The sequence below is a fragment of the Streptomyces sp. HUAS CB01 genome, from assembly GCF_030406905.1.
GTDB lineage: Bacteria > Actinomycetota > Actinomycetes > Streptomycetales > Streptomycetaceae > Streptomyces > Streptomyces chengbuensis.
This window is the reverse complement of record NZ_CP129137.1, coordinates 7,353,609-7,372,883: the sequence shown is the minus strand read 5'-3', so window position 1 is coordinate 7,372,883 and position 19,275 is coordinate 7,353,609. Positions and strand designations below refer to the sequence as shown.

21 protein-coding genes are annotated in these 19,275 nt (G+C 73.9%); 15 read left to right on the top strand and 6 right to left on the bottom strand.

The window, feature by feature from the left end:
• Positions 1-107: 107 nt before the first annotated feature.
• The 4 genes from QRN89_RS32230 to QRN89_RS32215 all read left to right on the top strand — a co-directional run bounded on the left by QRN89_RS32230 (position 108) and on the right by QRN89_RS32215 (position 3,879).
• Positions 108-941 (top strand): oxidoreductase, encoded by an 834-nt coding sequence (locus QRN89_RS32230; RefSeq protein WP_290352939.1) that lies wholly within the window; start codon positions 108-110, stop codon positions 939-941.
• Between the two features lie 107 nt (positions 942-1,048).
• Positions 1,049-1,738: an alpha/beta fold hydrolase gene (locus tag QRN89_RS32225; protein WP_290352938.1), complete on the top strand. Its 690-nt coding sequence runs from the start codon at positions 1,049-1,051 to the stop codon at positions 1,736-1,738.
• 109 nt (positions 1,739-1,847) lie between these two features.
• Positions 1,848-3,140: an acyl-CoA dehydrogenase family protein gene (locus QRN89_RS32220; protein ID WP_290352937.1), complete on the top strand. Its 1,293-nt coding sequence runs from the start codon at positions 1,848-1,850 to the stop codon at positions 3,138-3,140.
• A 97-nt stretch (positions 3,141-3,237) separates the two neighbouring features.
• Positions 3,238-3,879: a TetR/AcrR family transcriptional regulator gene (locus tag QRN89_RS32215; RefSeq protein ID WP_290352936.1), complete on the top strand. Its 642-nt coding sequence runs from the start codon at positions 3,238-3,240 to the stop codon at positions 3,877-3,879.
• A 38-nt stretch (positions 3,880-3,917) separates the two neighbouring features.
• Here the strand turns inward: QRN89_RS32215 and QRN89_RS32210 are convergent, their stop codons facing one another.
• Complete coding sequence (locus QRN89_RS32210) at positions 3,918-4,913, bottom strand: SDR family NAD(P)-dependent oxidoreductase (protein WP_290352935.1); 996 nt, start codon at positions 4,911-4,913, stop codon at positions 3,918-3,920.
• Between the two features lie 187 nt (positions 4,914-5,100).
• On the opposite strand from QRN89_RS32210, the gene QRN89_RS32205 reads away from it, so the two are divergent.
• Positions 5,101-6,015 carry an AraC family transcriptional regulator gene (locus QRN89_RS32205; RefSeq protein WP_290352934.1) on the top strand — a complete coding sequence of 305 codons (915 nt, stop codon included), beginning with the start codon at positions 5,101-5,103 and terminating at the stop codon, positions 6,013-6,015.
• An 80-nt stretch (positions 6,016-6,095) separates the two neighbouring features.
• On the opposite strand, the gene QRN89_RS32200 is transcribed toward QRN89_RS32205, so the two are convergent.
• Complete coding sequence (locus tag QRN89_RS32200) at positions 6,096-6,278, bottom strand: hypothetical protein (protein WP_290352933.1); 183 nt, start codon at positions 6,276-6,278, stop codon at positions 6,096-6,098.
• 170 nt (positions 6,279-6,448) lie between these two features.
• Between QRN89_RS32200 and QRN89_RS35670 the strand changes: the two genes are divergently transcribed.
• Together QRN89_RS35670 and QRN89_RS32195 are read left to right on the top strand one after the other, a co-directional pair.
• A complete protein-coding gene (locus tag QRN89_RS35670; RefSeq protein ID WP_356948702.1) occupies positions 6,449-6,568 on the top strand; it encodes a BBE domain-containing protein in 120 nt (39 codons plus the stop codon).
• Positions 6,569-6,768: 200 nt separating this feature from the next.
• Positions 6,769-7,770, top strand: coding sequence for a helix-turn-helix domain-containing protein (locus QRN89_RS32195; protein ID WP_290352932.1), 1,002 nt, complete (start codon positions 6,769-6,771; stop codon positions 7,768-7,770).
• 208 nt (positions 7,771-7,978) lie between these two features.
• Here the strand turns inward: QRN89_RS32195 and QRN89_RS32190 are convergent, their stop codons facing one another.
• Entirely contained in the window at positions 7,979-11,761 is a 3,783-nt protein-coding gene (locus tag QRN89_RS32190) for a S8 family peptidase (protein WP_290352931.1), read from the bottom strand.
• Positions 11,762-12,011: 250 nt separating this feature from the next.
• On the opposite strand from QRN89_RS32190, the gene QRN89_RS32185 reads away from it, so the two are divergent.
• The gene (locus tag QRN89_RS32185) at positions 12,012-13,217 is read left to right on the top strand and encodes a cysteine desulfurase-like protein (RefSeq protein WP_290352930.1); all 1,206 of its coding nucleotides are present in this window, start codon (positions 12,012-12,014) and stop codon (positions 13,215-13,217) included.
• 917 nt (positions 13,218-14,134) lie between these two features.
• Positions 14,135-14,764 (top strand): DUF1275 family protein, encoded by a 630-nt coding sequence (locus QRN89_RS32180; RefSeq protein WP_290352929.1) that lies wholly within the window; start codon positions 14,135-14,137, stop codon positions 14,762-14,764.
• 97 nt (positions 14,765-14,861) lie between these two features.
• Here QRN89_RS32180 and QRN89_RS32175 read toward each other — a convergent pair whose 3' ends face one another.
• Positions 14,862-15,137: a WhiB family transcriptional regulator gene (locus tag QRN89_RS32175; RefSeq protein ID WP_290352928.1), complete on the bottom strand. Its 276-nt coding sequence runs from the start codon at positions 15,135-15,137 to the stop codon at positions 14,862-14,864.
• A gap of 359 nt (positions 15,138-15,496) precedes the next feature.
• Between QRN89_RS32175 and QRN89_RS32170 the strand changes: the two genes are divergently transcribed.
• The 3 genes from QRN89_RS32170 (at position 15,497) to QRN89_RS32160 (ending at position 17,055) form a co-directional block, all read left to right on the top strand.
• Positions 15,497-15,811, top strand: coding sequence for a hypothetical protein (locus QRN89_RS32170; RefSeq protein WP_290352927.1), 315 nt, complete (start codon positions 15,497-15,499; stop codon positions 15,809-15,811).
• A gap of 97 nt (positions 15,812-15,908) precedes the next feature.
• The gene (locus QRN89_RS32165; protein ID WP_290352926.1) at positions 15,909-16,343 is read left to right on the top strand and encodes a hypothetical protein; all 435 of its coding nucleotides are present in this window, start codon (positions 15,909-15,911) and stop codon (positions 16,341-16,343) included.
• 370 nt (positions 16,344-16,713) lie between these two features.
• Positions 16,714-17,055, top strand: a complete 342-nt coding sequence (locus tag QRN89_RS32160; protein ID WP_290352925.1) for an SCO0607 family lipoprotein — start codon at positions 16,714-16,716, stop codon at positions 17,053-17,055.
• Here QRN89_RS32160 and QRN89_RS32155 read toward each other — a convergent pair.
• Both QRN89_RS32155 and QRN89_RS32150 read right to left on the bottom strand, forming a co-directional pair.
• Positions 17,030-17,269: a CGNR zinc finger domain-containing protein gene (locus QRN89_RS32155; RefSeq protein WP_290353944.1), complete on the bottom strand. Its 240-nt coding sequence runs from the start codon at positions 17,267-17,269 to the stop codon at positions 17,030-17,032. The genes QRN89_RS32160 and QRN89_RS32155 overlap by 26 nt on opposite strands.
• A gap of 4 nt (positions 17,270-17,273) precedes the next feature.
• Positions 17,274-17,477, bottom strand: coding sequence for a hypothetical protein (locus QRN89_RS32150; RefSeq protein WP_290352924.1), 204 nt, complete (start codon positions 17,475-17,477; stop codon positions 17,274-17,276).
• Here QRN89_RS32150 and QRN89_RS32145 point away from each other — a divergent pair.
• The 3 genes from QRN89_RS32145 to QRN89_RS32135 all read left to right on the top strand — a co-directional run bounded on the left by QRN89_RS32145 (position 17,472) and on the right by QRN89_RS32135 (position 19,263).
• Entirely contained in the window at positions 17,472-17,660 is a 189-nt protein-coding gene (locus QRN89_RS32145; RefSeq protein WP_290352923.1) for a hypothetical protein, read from the top strand. The two genes, QRN89_RS32150 and QRN89_RS32145, sit on opposite strands and share 6 nt — an antisense overlap.
• Before the next feature lie 269 nt (positions 17,661-17,929).
• Entirely contained in the window at positions 17,930-18,553 is a 624-nt protein-coding gene (locus tag QRN89_RS32140) for a hypothetical protein (RefSeq protein WP_290352922.1), read from the top strand.
• Complete coding sequence (locus QRN89_RS32135) at positions 18,550-19,263, top strand: PepSY domain-containing protein (RefSeq protein WP_290352921.1); 714 nt, start codon at positions 18,550-18,552, stop codon at positions 19,261-19,263. Before QRN89_RS32140 ends, QRN89_RS32135 begins: the two co-directional genes overlap by 4 nt.
• The last annotated feature ends 12 nt before the right edge of the window (positions 19,264-19,275 follow it).

Genomic DNA, 19,275 nt, shown 5'->3' with positions numbered 1-19,275 from the left:
CAGGGCCGGGCAGGGCCTGGGACGGCCGGGCTCCCGCCGGTCGAATGGACGGCGTCCCCCGGCCGCGACCGACGGTCGGAATCCCCTTCGTACCTGGAGTTCTTCTCATGCGTACCTGGTTCATCACCGGTGCCTCCCGGGGCTTCGGCCTGGAAATCGCCCGGCAGGCCCTGGAGAGCGGCGACCGCGTCGTGGCCACCGCCCGCGACCCGAAGGCGGTCGAGGAGGCCCTGCCCGGTCACGGCAGCGCGCTGCTGGCCCTCGCCCTGGACGTGACGTCCGCCGAGCAGGCCGACGCGGCGGTCGCCGCGGCCCTCGCCCGCTTCGGCCGGATCGACGTACTCGTCAACAACGCCGGCCGGGGGCTCGTCGGAGCGGTCGAGGAGACCTCCGACCGCGAGGCCCGTGCCGTCTTCGACACCAATGTCTTCGGTCTGCTGACCGTCACCCGGGCCGTGCTCCCGGCCATGCGCGCCGCCCGTGCGGGCAGCGTGCTGAACGTCAGCTCCGTCGGCGGGTTCGTCGGCTGGGCCGGCTGGGGCGTGTACTGCGCCACCAAGTTCGCCGTGGAGGGCCTCACCGAAGCCATGGCCCTGGAGCTCGCTCCCCTGGGCATCCGGGTCAGCGCCCTCGAGCCCGGCCCGCTGCGGACCGACTTCCTCGACGGCTCGTCGCTGCACCGCGCCGCCGCCCTCATCGACGACTACGCGGACACGGCCGGCGCCTCCCGCGCCTGGGCCGACTCGTCGAACCACGCCCAGCCCGGGGACCCGGTCAAGGCTGCCGAGGCGGTGGTCACCGCGGTCGGAGGGCCGCACCTGCCCGTCCGGCTCCCGCTCGGCGCCGTCACCGTGCAGGACATCGAGGCCAAGCTCGCCGGCACGGCGGACATCCTCGCCGCCTGGCGGGACGTCGCCCTGTTCGTCGACGTCGAGCGCTGAGCATCATCACAGGACACTACGTTGGACACTGTGTCCGATAAAGTTCGGGGCTCGTGCGGGAGCGCCACCCGGGCGCCCCGCACACCGATCCTGAAAGGGCACACATCGTGACTGGTGAGGGGAATTCCCGTTCGACACTGCTCCTGGTGCACGGGGCCTGGCACGGCTCCTGGTGCTGGGCGCCGCTCAGCTCGGCGCTGCGGGCCGAGGGCCGGCGTACGGAGACCGTCGACCTGCCGAGCGCGGGCCGCGAGGCCGGGATGCACGAGGACGCCGGAGTGGTGCTGGACGCGCTCACACGGATCGACGGCCCGGTCGTCGTCGTCGCCCACTCCTACGGGGGGATCCCGGTGACTCAGGCCGCGGCCGAGGCCCCGAACGTCGAGCGGATCGTGTACCTGTCGGCGTTCCAGCTCGATGTCGGGGAGAACCTCCTCGGCCACTACGGCGCCCCCGAGCCGGACGAACCGCAGGGGTTCGAGCCCGTACCGGGCGATCCGGTCCCGATGTTCTACGGCGACGTCCCCCGGTCCGAGGCCCGTGCGGCCGCCCGGCGGCTGGTGCCCCAGAGCCGCAGGTCCTTCAGTGACCGGCTCACCCGGGCGGCCTGGCGCGGCGTGCCCTCGACGTACGTCGTGTGCGAGGACGACCAGGCGCTGCCGGCCCGGAACCAGGAGGCGATGGCCGCCCGGTCCGGCACCGTCCACCGCATCGCGGGCGGCCACTCGCCGTTCCTGTCGAGGCCGGCGGAACTCGCCGCCCTCCTCGGGAGGATCGGCCTCGGGGCGGACGGCTGACCCGGCCCTCCCCTCACCCCCTTCCGTTCCTCTCCCCCACCGCGCCCGGACACGTACCCGCCGCCGACGCGCGCGCACCGCCCACCGACCCACGCACAAGGACACCGCATTGAACGCCGCACACAGAGAGCACGACCCGGCCACGCCCTCTCCCGGAGAGATTCGCCGAGAAGGGTCCTCGCCCGAGGAGACCTCACGAGAAGAGTCCCCGCCCGAAGAGATCTCCCGCGAACGGCTCAGGGAGCGCCTCGTCTCGCGCGCCGCCGCCCTTCGGCCGCTGCTGCGGGACCAGGCGGCACGGGGAGAGGCGGACCGCGCCGTCCCGCCCGAGGTCGTCGACGCCCTGTCCGGGGCCGGGGTCTTCCGGCTGCTGACACCCAGGCGGTACGGCGGTCACGAGACGGACCTGCGGACGCTGACCGAGGTGTCGGCGGCGCTCGGGAAGGGCGACGGCTCGGCCGCGTGGGTGGGGATGATCATCGCCGTGACCAACTGGCTGGCCTGCCTCTTCCCCGAGAAGGCCCAGGAGGAGGTCTTCGGCACCGACCCGGACGCACGCGTGACCGGTGTCGCGGCGCCGACGGGCATGGGCGAGCGGGTTCCGGGCGGCTGGCGCGTCACCGGCCGCTGGTCGTACAACTCGGGTGCCCCGTACGCGACATGGGCCGCGGTGGGGGCGCTGCTGCAGAACGAGGCGGGGGCGGTCGAGGACCAGGCGCTCGTCCTGGTACCCGCGTCCGAACTCACCGTCCAGGACACGTGGTACGCGGGTGGCATGCGGGCCACCGCCAGCCACACCCTGATCGGGCACAACGTCCTCGTCCCCGAGCACCGGGTGCTGTCGGTGCCGGCGGCCACCGAAGGGCTCTATCCGCGTTCGAACCCGGACGAGACGCTGTACGGCGCGACGTTCGGGCCGATGCTGCTGCTGTGCCTGGCCGGTCCGCTGCTCGGTCTCGGCAGGGCGGCGCTGGACGTGGTCGTCGAGGCGGCGGCGTCCAAGCCCCTGTCGTTCACCGTCCACGCCCGCCAGGCGGACTCGGTCGGCGTCCAGATACAGGTGGCCGAGGCGGCACTGAAGCTGGAGACGGCCGAGCTGCACATCCGTCACGCGGTGGACGAGGTGGACCGGGCGGCGGCCGCGGGCCGGCCCCTGGACTACGACGCCCGCGCCCGCGTCAGGGCCCGTGCCGGTTTCGCGGCGCAGCAGGTGGTCGGGGCGATCGGCATCCTGCTGGACGCCCACGGTTCGGCGGGGTTCGCCGACGCCAGCCCGCTGCAGCGCATCTGGCGCGACGCGAACACGGCCGCCCGCCACGCCGGCCTGGTCCCGGCGGTCGGTCTGGAGGTCTACGGCAAGTCCCTGCTGGGCACCGGGGAGCGGGTGAGCCTCATGGTGTGAGGGGGCGGCTGCGTGCCGTACGCGTTCACCTCCGCGGACGTCCGCGGAGGTGAACGGGCGGACCGGACCTCCGGCGCCGGTTCCCTAGGATGACCCCATGGCCTCCACCACCCGACGACGCTCCGGCGCGGCCGACCGGCGGGCCGCACTCGAGAAGCGGATCCTCGCCGTGATCGAGGAGCTGCTGCGCGACGGGGTGACGTACACCGAGCTGAGCGTGGAACAGATCGCCCAGGCCGCGGGCATCTCCCGTTCCACGTTCTACCTGTACTTCCGCGACAAGGTGGACGTGCTGCTCCGGCTGAGCGGCTCGCTCAAGTCGGAGAGCCACGCGATCGCCTCGGCGTGGCGGCCGTGCGGCCCCGGCGGCGGGCTCGACGGGCTGGCCCGCACCTACGAGCTCATCATGCGGCACTACCGCGAGCACGCGACCCTGCTGTCGGCGATCAACGAAGTGGCCGCGTACGACCCGGTCGTGCGCGAGACCTGGACCGCGGAACAGGACCGCTTCGTGGAGCACCTGGTGACGGTGCTGAAGGAGGAGCAGCGGGAGGGACGGACGCCCGAGGACGTCGATCCCCGGCTCGCCGCGACCGTCATCGTCCACGGCGGCGCCCAGGTCGTCGCCCAGCAGGTGTCCGGCGGCGACAGCGGCGACGACGCGGCCGTCGCCCGTGAGCTGGCGACCGGCTACTGGTACGGCGTGTACCGCCGTCCCGGCGGACCGGCCGCCGGCTGACCGCGCCGGCATCCGGCATCCGGCGGCGTCGCCCTACCTCACGCCGTCCGGGCCCGGACGGCGTTCCCGGCGTATTCCCAGAGGCGGTCGGCCGCCTCCGGGTCGAGTGCGTGCGGCGCGACGCCGCCCCGGGCTCCCTCCGCCGTCCCGACGACGGCCGCCTCCTGGTTGTCCTCGAAGTAGCGGCCGGTCACCGCGTCCAGCAGCGGCGACGCTGCGAGCAGCACCGAGGTCGACGCGCCCTGCGCCGGGGTCTTGTAGTACGGCAGCGGGGTGAGGTTCCCCTCGTCGTCCATCACGCCGAACGCACGCATCGTGTCGTCGTCGAGGTGCCGCTGGAGGTTGGTGAGGATGTACCCGGGGTTGAGGGCGTTGGCGGTGATGCCGTCGCCCGCCCAGCGGCGGGCGCCCACCGCGAGCAGCACACCGGCGGTCTTGGACTGGCCGTACGCGGCCCACGGATCGTACGGGCGCCGCGCGAAGTGGGGATCGTCGAAGTCGAAGGGCGCCTGGAGGTGGGCACCGGAACTGACGGAGACGACACGGGCCGCGCCGGAAGCGCGAAGGGCGCCGTGCAGCGCGCGGGCCAGCGCGTAGTGCCCCAGGAAGTTCGTGGCGAGCTGCATCTCCCAGCCCGCTTCGCCGAGGATCCGGCCGGGGAGCGCCATGATCCCGGCGTTGGCGACGAGGATGTCGAGCGGGCCCTGCCAGGCGCGCGCGAACGCGTCCACCGAGGACAGGTCCGCGAGGTCCAGTGCCGCGACCCGCACGGGGCCCGCGCCGGGAACGGCGTCGAGTTCCGCCACCAGGCGCTCGGCGCTCGCCGGGCGGCGGGTGGCGACGGTCACCTCGGCCCCGGCGGTGGCGAGTGCCCGTACGGTCTCGGATCCGAGGCCGGAGGCCCCTCCGGTGACGACGGCGCGACGGCCGGAGAGGTCCACGCCGTCGATCACCTCGGCGGCGGTGGCGTGGGCGGGGAAAGGGGTGGTGAGAGGGTGCGCCGGACGGGACTCCGGTCGAGAGGATGCGGTCATGGGTCCGACCGTAGGCCGCCATTCCCGGACGTTCTATAATTGGACGTCCGCTGTTCTTTACTCATCGTCCAGCGCTCTGGACACCGTCCCATTCTCTGCGCATCGTCCAGCCGTCTCGGTGTCTCCGTCCCCGAACGCCCTCGCCGGCGCCTTCGGGTAGGGGCGCCCCCGTCGGGGAGGAGCACCCGTGGACCCCTTGGAGGACGTACTGGCCCTGCTGGAGACGCGGAGCCATCTGTCCACGAACCTGCTGGCGGGCGGGGAATGGGCCGTCAGGTTCGCCGCCCCCTCCGGGGTGAAGTTCAACGCCGTCCGGCGCGGCCGCTGTCTGCTGGAAGTCGACGGCGCGGACGAGCCGCTGCGGCTGTCGGAGGGCGACTGCTATCTCCTCACCCGCCCGAGGGGTTTCACCCTCCGCAGCGGTCCCGGGGTGGTCCCGGTCGACGCCGGGCCCGTTTTCGCGAGGGCCGAGGACGGCGTCGCCAGGACCGGTGACGGGGACGACGTGCTGCTGATCGGCGGCCGCTTCTCGTTCGGCGCCCGGGCCCAGGAACTCCTGCTCGACGCGCTGCCCCCCGTCGTCCACGTACCGGCCGCGTCGAGCCAGGCGGGGACCGTGCGCTGGGCGCTCGCCACGATCGACGAGGAGGTGCGGGACGGGCGCATGGGCTCGACGCTCGTGGCCGAGCATCTGGCGGTCGTCATGCTCGTCCATGTGCTGCGGCTGCACCTGGCCCGCGAGCCGCGCAGTGTCTCGGGCTGGCTGGCGGGGCTGGGCGACCCCGTGGTGGCGGCCGCCCTGACGTCCATGCACGCGGAGCCGGCGCACCCGTGGACGGTGGCGGAGCTCGCGCGCCGCGGTGCCGTGTCCCGTTCGACCCTCGCCGCGCGCTTCAAGAGCACGGTCGGCCGCGGGCCGCTCGAGTACCTCACGGCTTGGCGTCTCGAACTCGCCTCCAAGTACCTGCGGGAGGGCGGCGGCACGGTCGCGTCCATCGCGCGTGAGGTGGGCTACGGCTCCGAGAGCGCGCTCAGCACGGCGTTCAAACGCGTCGTCGGCGTATCGCCGCGCGACTACCGCAACGCGTCGGCGGCCGGCTGAGGCCAGGCGCGACGACGGCCGTCGCAGCCCCGGGGCTCCACGCCGCCGCCGGGTTCACTCCGCCCGCTGCCCCGGCCCGCTCAGCCCCGGAGCCGGCCCAGCACCGCGTCCAGTTCGAGCTCCGGCGCGAGGGCACGGGCACTGCGGAGCGCGCCCTCCAGCAGTTCGACGAGCGCCGCGACGACGGCGTCCGCCCCGACGGCACGGCCGTCCTTCAGCCACTGGAGCGTCAGCTCGTCGGCGGCCGCGGTGAAGGCGCACAAGCCGCCGCCAGGGAGCGCGACGGCCGCCCGGCGGACGGCGCCCGCCCGGCCGTCGCCCTCCCCGCACGGGCCTCCGCCGCGAGCCGCACGAGGAACGGGCCGACGCGCTCTGGGACGGCCTCGGCGAGGGCCTCTACCTCAGCTTCGACACCCGCACCGGGCCCCATGTCCTGGGCAGGGCCTTCCCGCCGGACACGCTCCGGAGGCTGAGGGACGTCAAGGCGGCGTACGACCCCGGGAACGTCTTCCGCAACAACTTCCCGATCCCGCCCGCGGACCGGGCCCGCTGAACCGGACCGGGCCTGCTGAACCGGAACCCGTGCCACCATGCCATGCTCGACCCGCACACCTCCCGCGCCGGCTCCCGCACAAGGGATCCGGCAGGGGGACGGTGCGAGGGGAAGGCAACACCCGACCAGTGGTGTCGAAGTCTGCGGGGGCAGTGACAGTGTGACGCCGGCAAGGCCGGCAAGGGCTGGGGAGGAACAACATGCTGGAGGCGGTGGGACTGTCGGCCGCCGAGACCGACGTGTACCGCGCGCTCGTCGCCGCCGTCACGGCGTCGGCCGGCGAGGTGGCCACGACGACGGGCCTCGACGCAGGGACCGCCGGGCGGCTGCTGGTCGCGCTGGAGGACAAGGGCCTGGCCCGCGGAGTGGAGGGGGTGCCGGGACGGTTCGCGGCCAACCCGCCCGACCTCGCCCTGCGCCCCACGATCGAGCGTCACGCCGACGAGCTGGACAAGGCCCGTGCCGCCGTGTCCGAACTCATGGAGACCTACCGGCGCAACGCCTGGATCCGGGACGCGAGCGAGGTGATCGAACTCATCACCGGGGCCGGGGCGCTGCGCCAGCGGCTGCAGCAGGTCCAGGACAGCGCGCGCGAGGAGCTGCTGTGGTTCTGCAGGGCCCAGTACGTCGCCATGCCGTCCGGTACGAACCGGTCCGAGTTCGACGCCCTGGCGCGCGGCGTCGGCTACCGGGTCCTGTACGAGCAGGCGTTCTTCGACGACTCCGGCTCCGTTGACAACGTAGTCAGGGCGGTACGGGCGGGCGAAGCGGCGCGCGCCGTACCGGCGTTGCCGCTGCGGATGGCGATCGCCGACCGGTCTGTCGCGATCTGCCCGCTGGCGGCGGCCGGTCCGGCGGGTGATCCGCGCGAGGTGACGGCGGCCGTCGTCCGCGGCAGCAGTCTGGTGGAGGCGCTCGTCGCCCTGTTCGAGCGCTACTGGGAGATCGGGGCTCCGCTGCGGGTGACCGCGGAGGGGCAGATCGGCGGGCCGGGCCTGGAGGCCGACGCCGACGCGCTGACGGCCGACGACCAGCACCTGCTGTCCCTGATGGTCGCCGGCATCACCGACGAGTCGATCGCGGGACAGCTCGGCATCAGCAGACGCACCGTGCAGCGCCGCATCCAGCACATGATGAACATCGCCGGGGTGGCGACCCGGATGCAGCTGGGCTGGCAGGCCGCTCGCCGCAACTGGATCTGAGCGCGGCGGCCGAGGACGTCGGTGGTGCGGCCGGCTGACCTTGCCGACCGCACCACCTCCGGGCGGTGCCGTGATGCCCAACCCCCACGGAAGGCGATCACGTCACCCACACCGCCCGGTTCCCGGGGTCACCGCGGGCCGCACGCCGGGCCGTCTGCCCGCACCGCACCAGGGCGGGCGGACGGTCACCGGCGTCCGGGCCCCGCGGTCAGCCCCGGTGCACGTAGGCCCGCGTCACGGTCTGCCGCACGCTGTTGCCCGCGGCGTCCCGGGCGCTGACCCGCAGCGTCACGTACGCGTCGCCGCGCACGCCGGAGGGCCGCTTGACGTCGGCCTCGAACGCGTTGGCCCCTCGGTCGCGCAGCGGGGCCCTGCTCCAGGTGCGGCCGTCGTCGTACGACGCCTCGACCTGCATGACCACGCCCTTCGGCGCGGCGAGCCCGTCCTGCGCGCGGACCGCCAGCCGGACGCCGTGGGTACGGCCGGGCCCGACCTTGTTGTGCTGGTCCACCGGCACGGTGTAGTCGAGCTGGAGCAGTGGCAGCAGCCTCGCCTCGCCGGCCGCCGCGGACCGGAAGGACCAGGACGTGTCGGTCGCGGTGCCGTAGGCCCACTCGCCCGAGGCCCGGGCGGTCGACACGTCCAGCCGGTAGTCCGCCGCCTCGGCGGGCACCTCGAAGTTCGTCCAGGAGCTGCCCGCGCCGGCGATCTGCGTGCCGTCGCGGAAGAGGACCGCCTTGACCGTGTCGCCCGACTGGGCCGCGCCGGCGCCCGGCTTCCGGACACCGGGACCGCCCTCCGAGGCACCCTCGATCTTCGGCGACCAGTGGCCGGCGCCCGAGTCGGTGAACTCCGGGATGCGCAGGGCGAGGACGTTGCCGTCCCGGACGGAGGCGAGCCCGGCACCGCGCGGGATCGACGGCCGGACGACCGCTCCCTGCCAGGTCTCCGTCAGCTGCTCACCGGCGCGGTAGGTGCGCGGTGCGTTCCGCATGCCGACGTTCAGCTCGCGGTCCTGGCTGAAGGTCTCGTGGTGGACCTTGTGCTCCCAGGCGGTGTCGCCGGCCGAGACGTACTCGGTGCGCTCGAAGCCGGTCGGCACGTACCGCGCGTACTGCAGCCACGTGAAGTCCTGGTAGGGGCGGCGGGCGAACCGCTGCTCCGAGGCCCACGGAAGACCGCCGTTGTCGGCGTACGTCGTGCGGATGACGGCGCTGTTGGCCTCCGAGACGGTGTGCACCACCTTGGCGGGGATGTGCTGCCGGGAGACCTGCATGACGTCGTAGAGGTAGGGGCTGCGCGCCGTGCCCGTGAAGTGCACCTCGGTCGTGCGGTCCTTGATGCGCTCCAGCAGCCTGGCACCGGCGTCGGCGCCGATCCGGACGGTGGGCAGCGCCCAGCGCTCGGTGTCGGGCTCCCAGCGGGTCCACGGCTGGTCGCTGAAGTGGACGAGCGCCACCGCCGCGACACCGGCCTTCGCGGCCGTCGCGAGCACCGACGCCTCGGGGACGTTGTCGCGGTTCGTGAGCACGGCCAGCTTGCCGCGGGCGCGGTCGAACCGCGGTGCGGAGACGTCACCGGCGGCGACGGCGGTCAGGCGCTGTCCGCGCTCGGGCAGGAGCGGGGACTGGGGCATGTAGTAGCCCCGCAGGTCGATGTCCGAACCGGGGACCTCCGCCCGCAGGAGCGGTGCGACGAGCTGCCAGCGTGAGGCGAACTCGAACGTGCCGTCCGTGACTTCGGCCGTGGGGCTGACGTGGACGCTCTGGACGCTGTCGAAGTACATGACGCCCTGGGTGATGCCGACGCCGTCGATCACCCGGTGCACCTGGTAGTGCATGATGCCGCGCTGCTCCGCCGGACGCGGGGTGCGGATCTCCACCTTCGTGGTCTTCCGCTCGTCCACGGTGACCGTCCTGTCCTTGGTCACCTTCACCTCGGGCAGGATCACATGGCGCAGCTCCGAGCCGTCGGACGGGATGGAGGGCAGGTCGAGCTGGTAGGTGCCCTCCTCGACCTCGGCGACTCCCCTGTCGGGGTCGGTGTAGCGGACGAACCCGTCGGTCCCCCAGATCGACGGCAGCGCGCCGGAGCGCTTGCCGTCGCGGTCGATCGAGGTGACTGTCAGCCGGTGGACGGGGCCCTTGACCAGCAGGCTCAGCGTGGTGTGCACCTTCGCCCGGCCGTCGGCCGAGGTGGCGGTCGCATAGCCGTAGTAGGCGCCCCGCCCGAGACGGGCGGGGTCCACCGTCACGGGCACCTCGACGGTCCGGCCCGCCTCGACGCGCACGGAGTCCGCGCCTGGCCGCACCGCGCCCTCGGCCGCCTCACGGCCGCCGGTGGTGGCCAGCCGGACGTCGAGCTCGAGCGTGAGGTCCTCCGTGGAGTGGTTGGTGTAGCGGAGCTTCGTCGTGGCGGAGGCACCCGCACCGGTCTCGTACGTGCCGAGGGCGACGGTGCCGGTGGCGCTCAGCGGTCCCAGCACGGCGGCGGCGACGTCGACGCGGCCCCCGCCCTGTTCGGTGACCTTCTGGCCGGAGACGGTGCGGGAGGTGCTGACCAGCGCGTCCTTCAGCTGCTGCGGGCCCCAGTCCGGGTGCCGCTGGGCGAGGAGGGCGGCGACGCCCGCGACGTGCGGGGTGGCCATCGACGTACCGGAAGCCGCCACGTAGTGCGCGTCGACCGGGTGGCCCATCGTCGTGCCGGTGGCGCGGGCCGCCACGATGCCGACGCCCGGTGCGGTCATGTCGGGCTTGACGGCCTTGTCCCCGGCGCGCGGGCCGCGGCTGGAGAACGGGGCGAGGGAGTCGTCACGGTCCACGGCGCCGACGGTGAGGGCCGCGTCCGCGGCGCCGGGCGAGCCGACGGTGCTCTGTCCCTGCTCACCCGCGTTGCCGGCCGCCACCACGAAGAGGGCGCCGGTGCGTTCGGTCAGCTCGTTCAGGGCCAGGCTCATCGCGTCCTGGCCGTCGCTCGAACCCTCGGCGCCCAGGCTCATGTTGACGACCTTGGCGCCCTGCGCCGCCGCCCACTCCATGCCGGCGATCACCTGGGACTCGGTGCCGTAGCCGTCGTCGCCGAGCACCTTGCCGACGAGCAGGTCGGCGGCGGGCGCCACGCCCTTGCGGGTGCCTTCGGAGGCGGCGCCGCTGCCGGCGACGATCGAGGCCACGTGGGTGCCGTGGCCGAAGGCGTCACCGGTGCCGGAACTGCCGGAGAAGTCCTCGGCCTTGGCGATCCGGCCCGCCAGGTCGGGGTGGGACGCGTCGGCGCCGGTGTCCAGGACGGCGACCTTGACGGACTCGCCCCGCAGCCCGGCCGCCCAGGCGGCGGGCGTGCCGATCTGGGCGTTGCTGCGGTCCAGTGAGGGCCGGACGCGGCTGTCGAGCCACACCTTCGGTGTGGCCGCGGCCCGGGCGCCCGGCCGCGAGGTTCCGGACCCGGACGTCAGCTGCTTCCAGAACATGCCGAGGTCGTCGCCGTCGACGCGGAGCGACTGCGCCCCGATGCTCTTCAGCGGCCGGGCGGCCGAGCCGTCCTCGGCGAGGCCCGTGAGCCGGTGGACCGTGGCCTCCGCCGCACCCCTGCCCTGCTCCACGATCAGCGGGAGGGCGTCGGTGTGCGCCTCGTCGTAGCGCTGGGCCACGAGCGCGGTCACGTCGAACAGTTCACGGTCCAGCCGCCCGGTGGCGACGAGGTCCGATGCGTCCGACGGGATCACGGACAGCCGCCCGTCCTGCTCGTAGGTGCGGAACAGCACTCCCCGCCGCCCGGTGCCGGGTTCCACGGAGGCGCTGCGTCTGCCGGCCGCGTCCGTGGTGACCGTGACCCGGTCACCGGTGATCAGACGCACGGTGGCGGTCTTCCCCATGGCGGCGGCCCCGGACGCGGCCGCGTCGGCGTCGGTCGTCCGTGCCGACACCGGCGGGACGGCTGCGGCGCTCAGCGCGAGCCCCAGTGCCGTCGCCGCCAGCAGGCGGATTCGTCTCATCCGACTCAAGCCTTCCTCTCAGCGCGAAAGGGTGTTCTCGCGCTGGACAGAATCCGGTGAGCGGGGAACGCCTGTCACCGAGTTGCCGTGGCAGGGATGGGACATGTCGCAATGTCGACACGGGCACCGGGCGCGATCCGCACATGGCCGGACGCACACGTCATGACCGAATACCGGAACACTGCCGGCACTCTCGGGGCCGCGGCGTTAACTTGCCCCGAGGAGCCCCGACGCCACCCAGGAGCCTTTCGTGACGTACGACGTCAGTGCGGTCCGCGCGCAGTTCCCCGCCCTCGCCACCGGCACCGCGCACTTCGACGGCCCCGGCGGCACCCAGACGCCGCTGCCCGTCATCGAGGCCATCGCCGACGCACTCGCCCGCCCGCTGTCGAACCGCGGACAGCTCCTGCCCGGCGAGCGCAACGCGGACGCCATCGTCGTCGAGGCCCGCCGGGCCATGGCGGACCTGCTGGGCACGGAGCCGTCCGGCGTCGTCTTCGGCCGCAGCGCCACCCAGCTCGTTTACGACTTCTCCCGCACCCTCGCCGCGACGTGGTCGCCCGGGGACGAGGTGGTCGTCACCCGCCTCGACCACGACTCCCACATCCGCCCCTGGATCCGCGCCGCCGAGCGGGCCGGTGCCACCGTCCGGTGGGCGGACTTCGACCCGGCGACCGGTGAGCTGACCGCCGACGACATCCGCGCCGTGCTGTCCGACCGCACGCGCCTGGTCGCCGTCACCGCGGCCTCCAACCTGATCGGCACCCGGCCGCCGATCGCGGAGATATCCCGCCTCGTGCACGACGCCGGGGCGCTGCTCCACGTCGACGGCGTGCACTACACCGCGCACTCCGCGGTCGACGTGGAACAGCTCGGCACGGACTTCTTCGTCTGCTCCCCCTACAAGTTCCTCGGCCCCCACCACGGCGTCCTCACCGCACGGCCGGAGCTGCTGGAGACCCTGCGCCCGGACAAGCTCCTCCCCTCCTCGGACGCCGTCCCCGAGCGCTTCGAGTTGGGCACCCTGCCGTACGAACTGCTCGCGGGTACACGCGCGGCGGTCGACTTCCTGGCCGGCCTGGCCACGGGCGCGTCGGGGACCCGCCGCCGGCGACTGACGGCCTCGTTCGCGGCCCTCGAGGAACACGAGGAGACGCTGCGCGCCCGGCTCGACAAGGGACTGGCCACGCTGGACGGCATCACGGTGCACTCCCGCGCGGCGGACCGCACGCCCACCCTCCTGATGACGCTCGACGGCCGCAGCACGACGGACGCGTACCGCTTCCTGGCCGCACGCGGCATTCACGCACCCTCCGGCTCCTTCTACGCCGTGGAGGCCTCCCGCCGGCTGGGCCTGGGCGACACGGGCGGCCTCCGCGTCGGCCTGGCGCCGTACAGCAACGCCGAGGACGTGGACCGGCTGGTGACGGGGCTGTCGGAGTTCCTGGGCGCGTGAGGGCCTGGTGCCACGCTGCGGCACGCTGGATGCGGGCCCGCAATTCTCCGGCAAGCGGCCGTGACAGGTGCCGTCCTGTGCGACCGGTCGCTTGCCTCGCCGGCTGCGTCCGGGGGAGCGAAGAGGCGGCGGCTGCACCAGGAGGCCAGGCGCACCCCGGCGGCGAGCATCAGGGCGACCGGTGGCAGCGGCCAGAAGCGGTTCAGGGCGGCCCGGTGCGAGGGAGCCAGGGTGGTCAGCAGGGCCCCTTGTCCTCCCCGGACGCATCGGGGCTGCGTCCCGTTCCGGATCCCGTGCATCAGCGCAGGGGGGTCCCTTGCCCGTCCGAGGTCGTCCACGAGGCCGGTCTCCCTGGTTCTGCGCCTTCTGGCTCTCCCCGGTGAGGGCCGCCGTTGTACCGGGCAGTTCGTGGTCGTGCTCCCCGCTCGTCCGCCCGGAGGGACGTTCCCGGCAGAGGTACCGCGCTGGGACAGGGACGGCAGGCACGGTGCTCGGTGCCGAATCGGGAGCGAACGGTACGACGCCCCGCCGGTGCGCCCCCCGTTCGCCCGCCCGGAATCCTCCGGGCAGCCCATGCGCCGTCCCCCGACTCACCGCCGATCGTCCCCAAGGGCTGTCCCGTGATCACCGGTGGATCAGCGCGCGGCGTCAGATGCGGTGCATCGTCAGGCGGAGGGCCGCCCTCATACTGGGTGTATTCGGGCGATCCGACAACGCAGCGAGGTGCCGTAGCTGTCGTCGTGCGCCCGCTGGGGATCACGGGACAGCCCTTAGGCTGACCGTCGAGACGCGCCGGTGCCGAGGGGGCCGGCAGCAGGATCCCGCGCCCGCGCGGCACGTGCGAATTCCAGGGAGGTGCCGCGATGGAGGGGTCCGCGACGTCGACTGCGAGGCCGGAAAGTCCGCGCTCCCGGGCCGTGTTCCTGCTGTTGACGCTGGTGACGGGGGCGCTGAACGCGATCAGCTTCCTGGCCCTCGGCGGGGTCTTCGTCAGTGTGATGACGGCCAACCTCGCGCTGGTGGGCATCGCCGTCGGGGGCTCCGACGTCGAACTGGCGGGGAACTCCGCCGTCGCACTGGCCGGTTACATCGCCGGTGTGCTGCTGGGCGCCCGGTACTGCGAGCGTTGTGCCCGGGGGAACCGCTCCGGTGTGCGGGCCCTGCTCTTCGGCGAGTTGCTGCTGCTGTGCGGGGTCCTGGCGGGCTGGCTCCCGGTGGACGGCAGTCCCGCCGCGCCCCTCCGGACCGTCCTCCTGGGGGCCGCGGCCCTGGCGATGGGGTGCCAGAGCGCGACGATCCGGGCGACGGCACCCGGCGTGTCCACCACGTACATGACGGGGCTGCTCACGACCCTGCTGACCGATGTCCTGGCGCGCCGGCGACCGGACTGGAGCAGGGCGGCCCTGGTCGCGGCGATCCCGGTGGGGGCGGCGCTCGGCGCGCTCGTCGTCGTCACCGCCAGGGCGGCCGCGCCGCTGCTGCCGGTCGTCCTGCTGACGGCCGTGCTCCTGCTGTCGGCCGGCGCGCCCGGCCGGCCGGACCGGTAGCGCGTGTCCGGACGACCGGCGAACCGACCGGGCGGCGGCGCGCCGGGCGGCCGCCGAGCCGCCGTGCCCGACCGGGACGGGAGGGTGTCGCGCGCCGCTACGAGGCGGATCCGTGCTGCGCCCGCTGCCGCTGACGTGTCGTCCGGCGCTTGAGCGCGCGGCGCTCGTCCTCGCCGAGACCGCCCCAGACCCCGGCGTCCTGGCCGTGGGCCATGGCCCACTCGAGGCACTGCTCCCGGACGGGACAGCGCGCACAGACGGCCTTGGCCTCGGCCACCTGCAGCAACGCGGGTCCGGTGTTGCCGATGGGAAAGAACAGATCGGGGTCCTCGTCGCGGCAGGCCGCTTCGTGACGCCAGTTCTCGTGCTCCACTTGGAGCGCCTCCTCCGTTCGCGGATGTTCGTCCGTCCCCCTTCGGGTCGCCGACGATCGGCGGCTGAAACACCCGTCGCACCGGCATCCTCCGATCGGGGGGGAGGGAGGAGCGCGGGACGTCCCGGCGCGGAGTCCGGAGGTTCACCGACCCTCGTCCGGATCCGGCCTGCTCAGCGAGGGTCCCGGCGCTCGGGACGGCGGTAGCGGCGCCCGCCCGGGTGAGTTCCGCTCGCGTCGGACGGCCCGTACCGGCCCGACCGCGCCCCTCACCCGTTCGGTGGCGTTTGAGTGGCAGCCCGTAGAGCCCGGGACTCTCATGGAACCGGACCCAACGGCGTCCGGCGCGGAGGTGGCCGATGTACAGCATGTGCGCCGAGCGGACAGCGACGGAGGACGGCACCACACTCCTGTGGCACGCCCTCGACCGCCACGGGGACGCCTTGTGCGCCCGGATCGTCAGCGGTACGGCGGTGTGGACACCGGACACCGGGAACGACCGCGACGAGTACTGCCGCGACTGCATGAACGCCGTCGCCATGGCCTTCCGTCCCGGCCCCCGTGCACCCGGTGGCCGTGCCGCCGCCGGACGAGGAGCCACCGGAGGAGGAGCCGTGCAGCAGCACGTCGATCTCGCCCCGCCGGATCCGGAATTGCGTCCTCATGGGCAGTGACGCCATCCGACGGCGGAGCGGGCCGCGGCCGGGCCTCATCGCACGCTGGCGGGAGTCGGGGGATCGGCACCTGACTCCCACCAAGAGATCGCTGATCGTGACGTGGATCGCCTTCGGCGCCACGTGGGGCGCGGTCCGGCTCATCACCCACGGCATCCGCGACGGGTGGCTGCCCTGGGGGAACATCACCGCGGCCGGCCGGCACCTCCACCACTACAACCTGGGGATCGGGACGCTGGCGGGCGTCGGTCTCGTCGCCGTTCGCGGGGACGAACGCGCGGTCGGCCACCCGGCCGTCGCCGCCGCCTACGGCTCGGGAACCGCCCTCATCGCCGACGAGTTCGCCCTGCTCCTCGATCTCCAGGACGTGTACTGGACGAAGCAGGGGCGCCTCAGCGTGGACGTCTCCCTCGGCATCCTCTCGGCGCTCGGCGCGTATCTGACCGCCGTGCCGTTCTGGCACGAATGCGCCCGTGTGACGCGGCACCACCTGGTGTCCGCGACCAAACGCGATCTGACGCACGGCGGCTGAGCCGCCGGAACACCTCCGGACCCGGGCGCGATCTGCACCGGCCTGCCGTGGAGCGCGGGCGGAGCGCGAACTGTCGAGCAGGCGCTCCTCGCGGTGGACGCGCCGCCTGTCGGCCCTGCGCGCCCCGCATCGGGCCCCGGGAGTCCCGCCGAGCCCGGCACCTTCCGCCGAGCCCGTCCCTCCCACCGAGGCGAACGCGCCCCCGTCGCGCGTGCACCGCGCCGAGCGCGCTCATGTCCCCTGCACGCACGGCCGGTTGGGTATGCGGGGTCCGTTGAGTATGCGCGGACGTGTTCCTGAGTAGGCGTACTCAAGGCACGACGATCGCCCTCGACGACAGTGGTGCGCAGACCGACGACAGGAGACCGACATGCCCGTGTCCCGCACGATCAGCCGGCCCGCCGGCACCGCCACCGCACGCCGGAGGAGGCGCGCCGCCGCGGCCGTCGCTCTCACGGCCGTGACGGCAGCGGCCGCGCTCACCGGATGCTCCATCCGGGACGACATCTGCAGCGACGGCGAGTACCCCGTCCTGGCGGTGGGGAACACCGGTTCCGCCTGTGTGCCGGACGGGGAGCAGCCCCCGGAGGGCTGGGCGCGGTACCCCGAGGGCAAGGTGCCGAAGCAGGTCGACGACAAGTGGGACGTCTACTGGCGTACGCACACGCTCGACGGGAACGGCAGGATCATCGACGTGCCCGACGCGGGCTGACGCCCGCGGCCGCATCTCCTGCCCGGGCGGGAGAGGCGCCCGCTCCCTGCCCGTCGGTGGCACCCGCCGCACGCCTCGTACGGGCGTAGTGGCGCCGGGCACGGACGCGGTTGCCGCAGTCGCCGGAGCTGCACCAGCGCCGCGAGTGGCTGCGGCTGCGGTCGAGGAACAGCCGGCCGCAGCCCGGCCCTTGGCAGAGCCGGACACCGAGCACCTCGTCAGCGGCCAGCAAATTCCTCGGCTGCGAGCGTGAGTTGGTCCAGCAGGTCCCCGAAGGTGGACGGGGCGCGCCGCCGCGACAGCGGCAGGGAGAGCGCGTACGGCGTGTGCCGGGCGGCGTCGAGTGACAGGCGGTGGAAGGACCGGAGGTCCTCCTCCGCGGGTGGGTGCCCATGGGCGGCGGCGTCGAGGAGTGCGTGCACGACTTCCCGTACCCGACGCAGCCGGCGCAGGACGCTCTCCGCGCCCGGCGGATCGTCCTCCGCCAGGCCGTCATCGACGCGTCGTGGGTGATCGCACACGAGGGCGAGGGCCGGTTCGACCGCGGAAAGCTGTTCGGCGCGACCCTCGCACCGGCCCCGGCGGGGTGGCGGGTACCGCTCTAGGCGCCGCGCTGGCACCGTCACCCGGGCTGGTCGGGACGTTCGGCCTCGATGTCGTCCATCCCGCCTTCTTCCTCCTGCTGCTCCTCGACGAGGCGCGTCCTTCGCCGGGCGCGTGCGGCCGCGGGCCCTCGGTGCGGCGCTGGCGGCCGCGCTGGTGCTCGCCGTACCCGCGGGCGTGGCGCTGGTCGGCTCGACGGCCGGGGCACTGCTCGGGCTGAACAGGCGACGTCGGACGAAGCGGCCCGGTACAGGGAGGAACGAGCCATGACATGACCACCGTGTGGTGGGCGATTCTGGCCGCCGCTGCCGTCAGCTTCTCCTACAAGGCGCTCGGCCCGGCCCTGCTCGGCGATCGCCGGCTGCCGGAGCAGGCGGAGTCGGTCATCGCCCTGCCGGCGCCCTCGCTCCTCGCGGGCCTGGTGGTGGCCCCGACCGGCCCCCGCTGGACGGACCTCGACGGAACCCTGCCGGCGGGCGTGGCCGTGGCGGCCGGCGCACGGCTCTGCGGCGCCCCGGTGCCGGCGGCGGTCCTGGCCGGGGTCCTGGCGACCCCTGCTCAGACTCCTCCTCTGCGGCCGACCGACCACTGGTTCCGGCGGCCGTCGGTCGAGGCGCCCGGCCCGACGGCGTGTCGGCCGCGGGCCAGGCGCGCGTCGACCGCGGCACGGCGCACGACGAGCGGCCGCTGCCGCCCCCGTGGCGTCGGCGTGTCCACCACCAAACCACCCGCGTACGCGGGCCCCGGGAGGCGCCCCCGCCCCGGCGGCATGTGCCCCGTGCCATGTGCACCGCTCGTCGCACCGTTGCCGTCGCGGCGGCACACCCCGCGAACGGGTGATCTTCCGGGCGGTCGGTCTGCGTCCCCGGACCAGGGGTTACGCGTGGCGACATGAACGTATCGACTCACGCTCTCCGTCGTGTCCGTGCGGCCCTGACCGCCGGCCTCGTCGTCTGCTCGGCCCTGTCGGTCACGGCCTGCGGCAGCGAGGGGACCAAGGTCTCGGCGGGGGCCGCGAACCCCAAGGTCAGCCCCACGAGTACGGGGAACGCCGCCGGCTCGCCGAGCCCCACGGGCACCGGGCGCGCACTCACCGACGACCAGGCCGAGCGCAGGGCGCTCGTCCCCGCGGCCAAGGTCACCTGGGACAAGGCCGCCGGCACGGCGACCGGCGAGGTCGCCGGGAGCCGGCTGCTCGAGATCGGCCTCACGCGCTACGAGGGCGGCAGTGCCAGTCCCGCCCCGAGCCCGGGCACCCCCGAATGGGAGACCGAAGTCGCCACCGACGACGGCACCGTGCACAGGGTCCGTGTGGACGCGGTGACCGGGAAGGTACTGAGGTCCCGTCAGGAATCCGGACAGGACGCCGACGACAAGCAGGAGGTCGCCGAGCGTCTGCGCAACGCCAAGGTGACTCCGGAACAGGCCGTGGCGACGGCTACCGGGAAGAAGCAGGGCACCGTCACCGACGTCCACCTGGACGGCGACGACGGCGCGCTCATCTGGTCGGTCGACATCGTCGACCAGGAGGACTGGAGCAGGACGACCGTCGATGTCGACGCCGTCACCGGCGAGTTCCGCAGGGAGGAGGTCGACCGGGACTGACGTTCCGCGCCA

Bases quoted from the DNA above. Each gene is read 5' to 3' on its own strand.
- QRN89_RS32140 (WP_290352922.1), top strand. From the start codon at position 17,930: ATGACCACCGTGTGGTGGGCGATTCTGGCCGCCGCTGCCGTCAGCTTC.
- QRN89_RS32230 (WP_290352939.1), top strand. From the start codon at position 108: ATGCGTACCTGGTTCATCACCGGTGCCTCCCGGGGCTTCGGCCTGGAA.
- QRN89_RS32215 (WP_290352936.1), top strand. From the start codon at position 3,238: ATGGCCTCCACCACCCGACGACGCTCCGGCGCGGCCGACCGGCGGGCC.
- QRN89_RS32195 (WP_290352932.1), top strand. From the start codon at position 6,769: ATGCTGGAGGCGGTGGGACTGTCGGCCGCCGAGACCGACGTGTACCGC.
- QRN89_RS32210 (WP_290352935.1), bottom strand. From the start codon at position 4,913: ATGACCGCATCCTCTCGACCGGAGTCCCGTCCGGCGCACCCTCTCACC.
- QRN89_RS32190 (WP_290352931.1), bottom strand. From the start codon at position 11,761: ATGAGACGAATCCGCCTGCTGGCGGCGACGGCACTGGGGCTCGCGCTG.
- QRN89_RS32170 (WP_290352927.1), top strand. From the start codon at position 15,497: ATGTACAGCATGTGCGCCGAGCGGACAGCGACGGAGGACGGCACCACA.
- QRN89_RS32160 (WP_290352925.1), top strand. From the start codon at position 16,714: ATGCCCGTGTCCCGCACGATCAGCCGGCCCGCCGGCACCGCCACCGCA.
- QRN89_RS32135 (WP_290352921.1), top strand. From the start codon at position 18,550: ATGAACGTATCGACTCACGCTCTCCGTCGTGTCCGTGCGGCCCTGACC.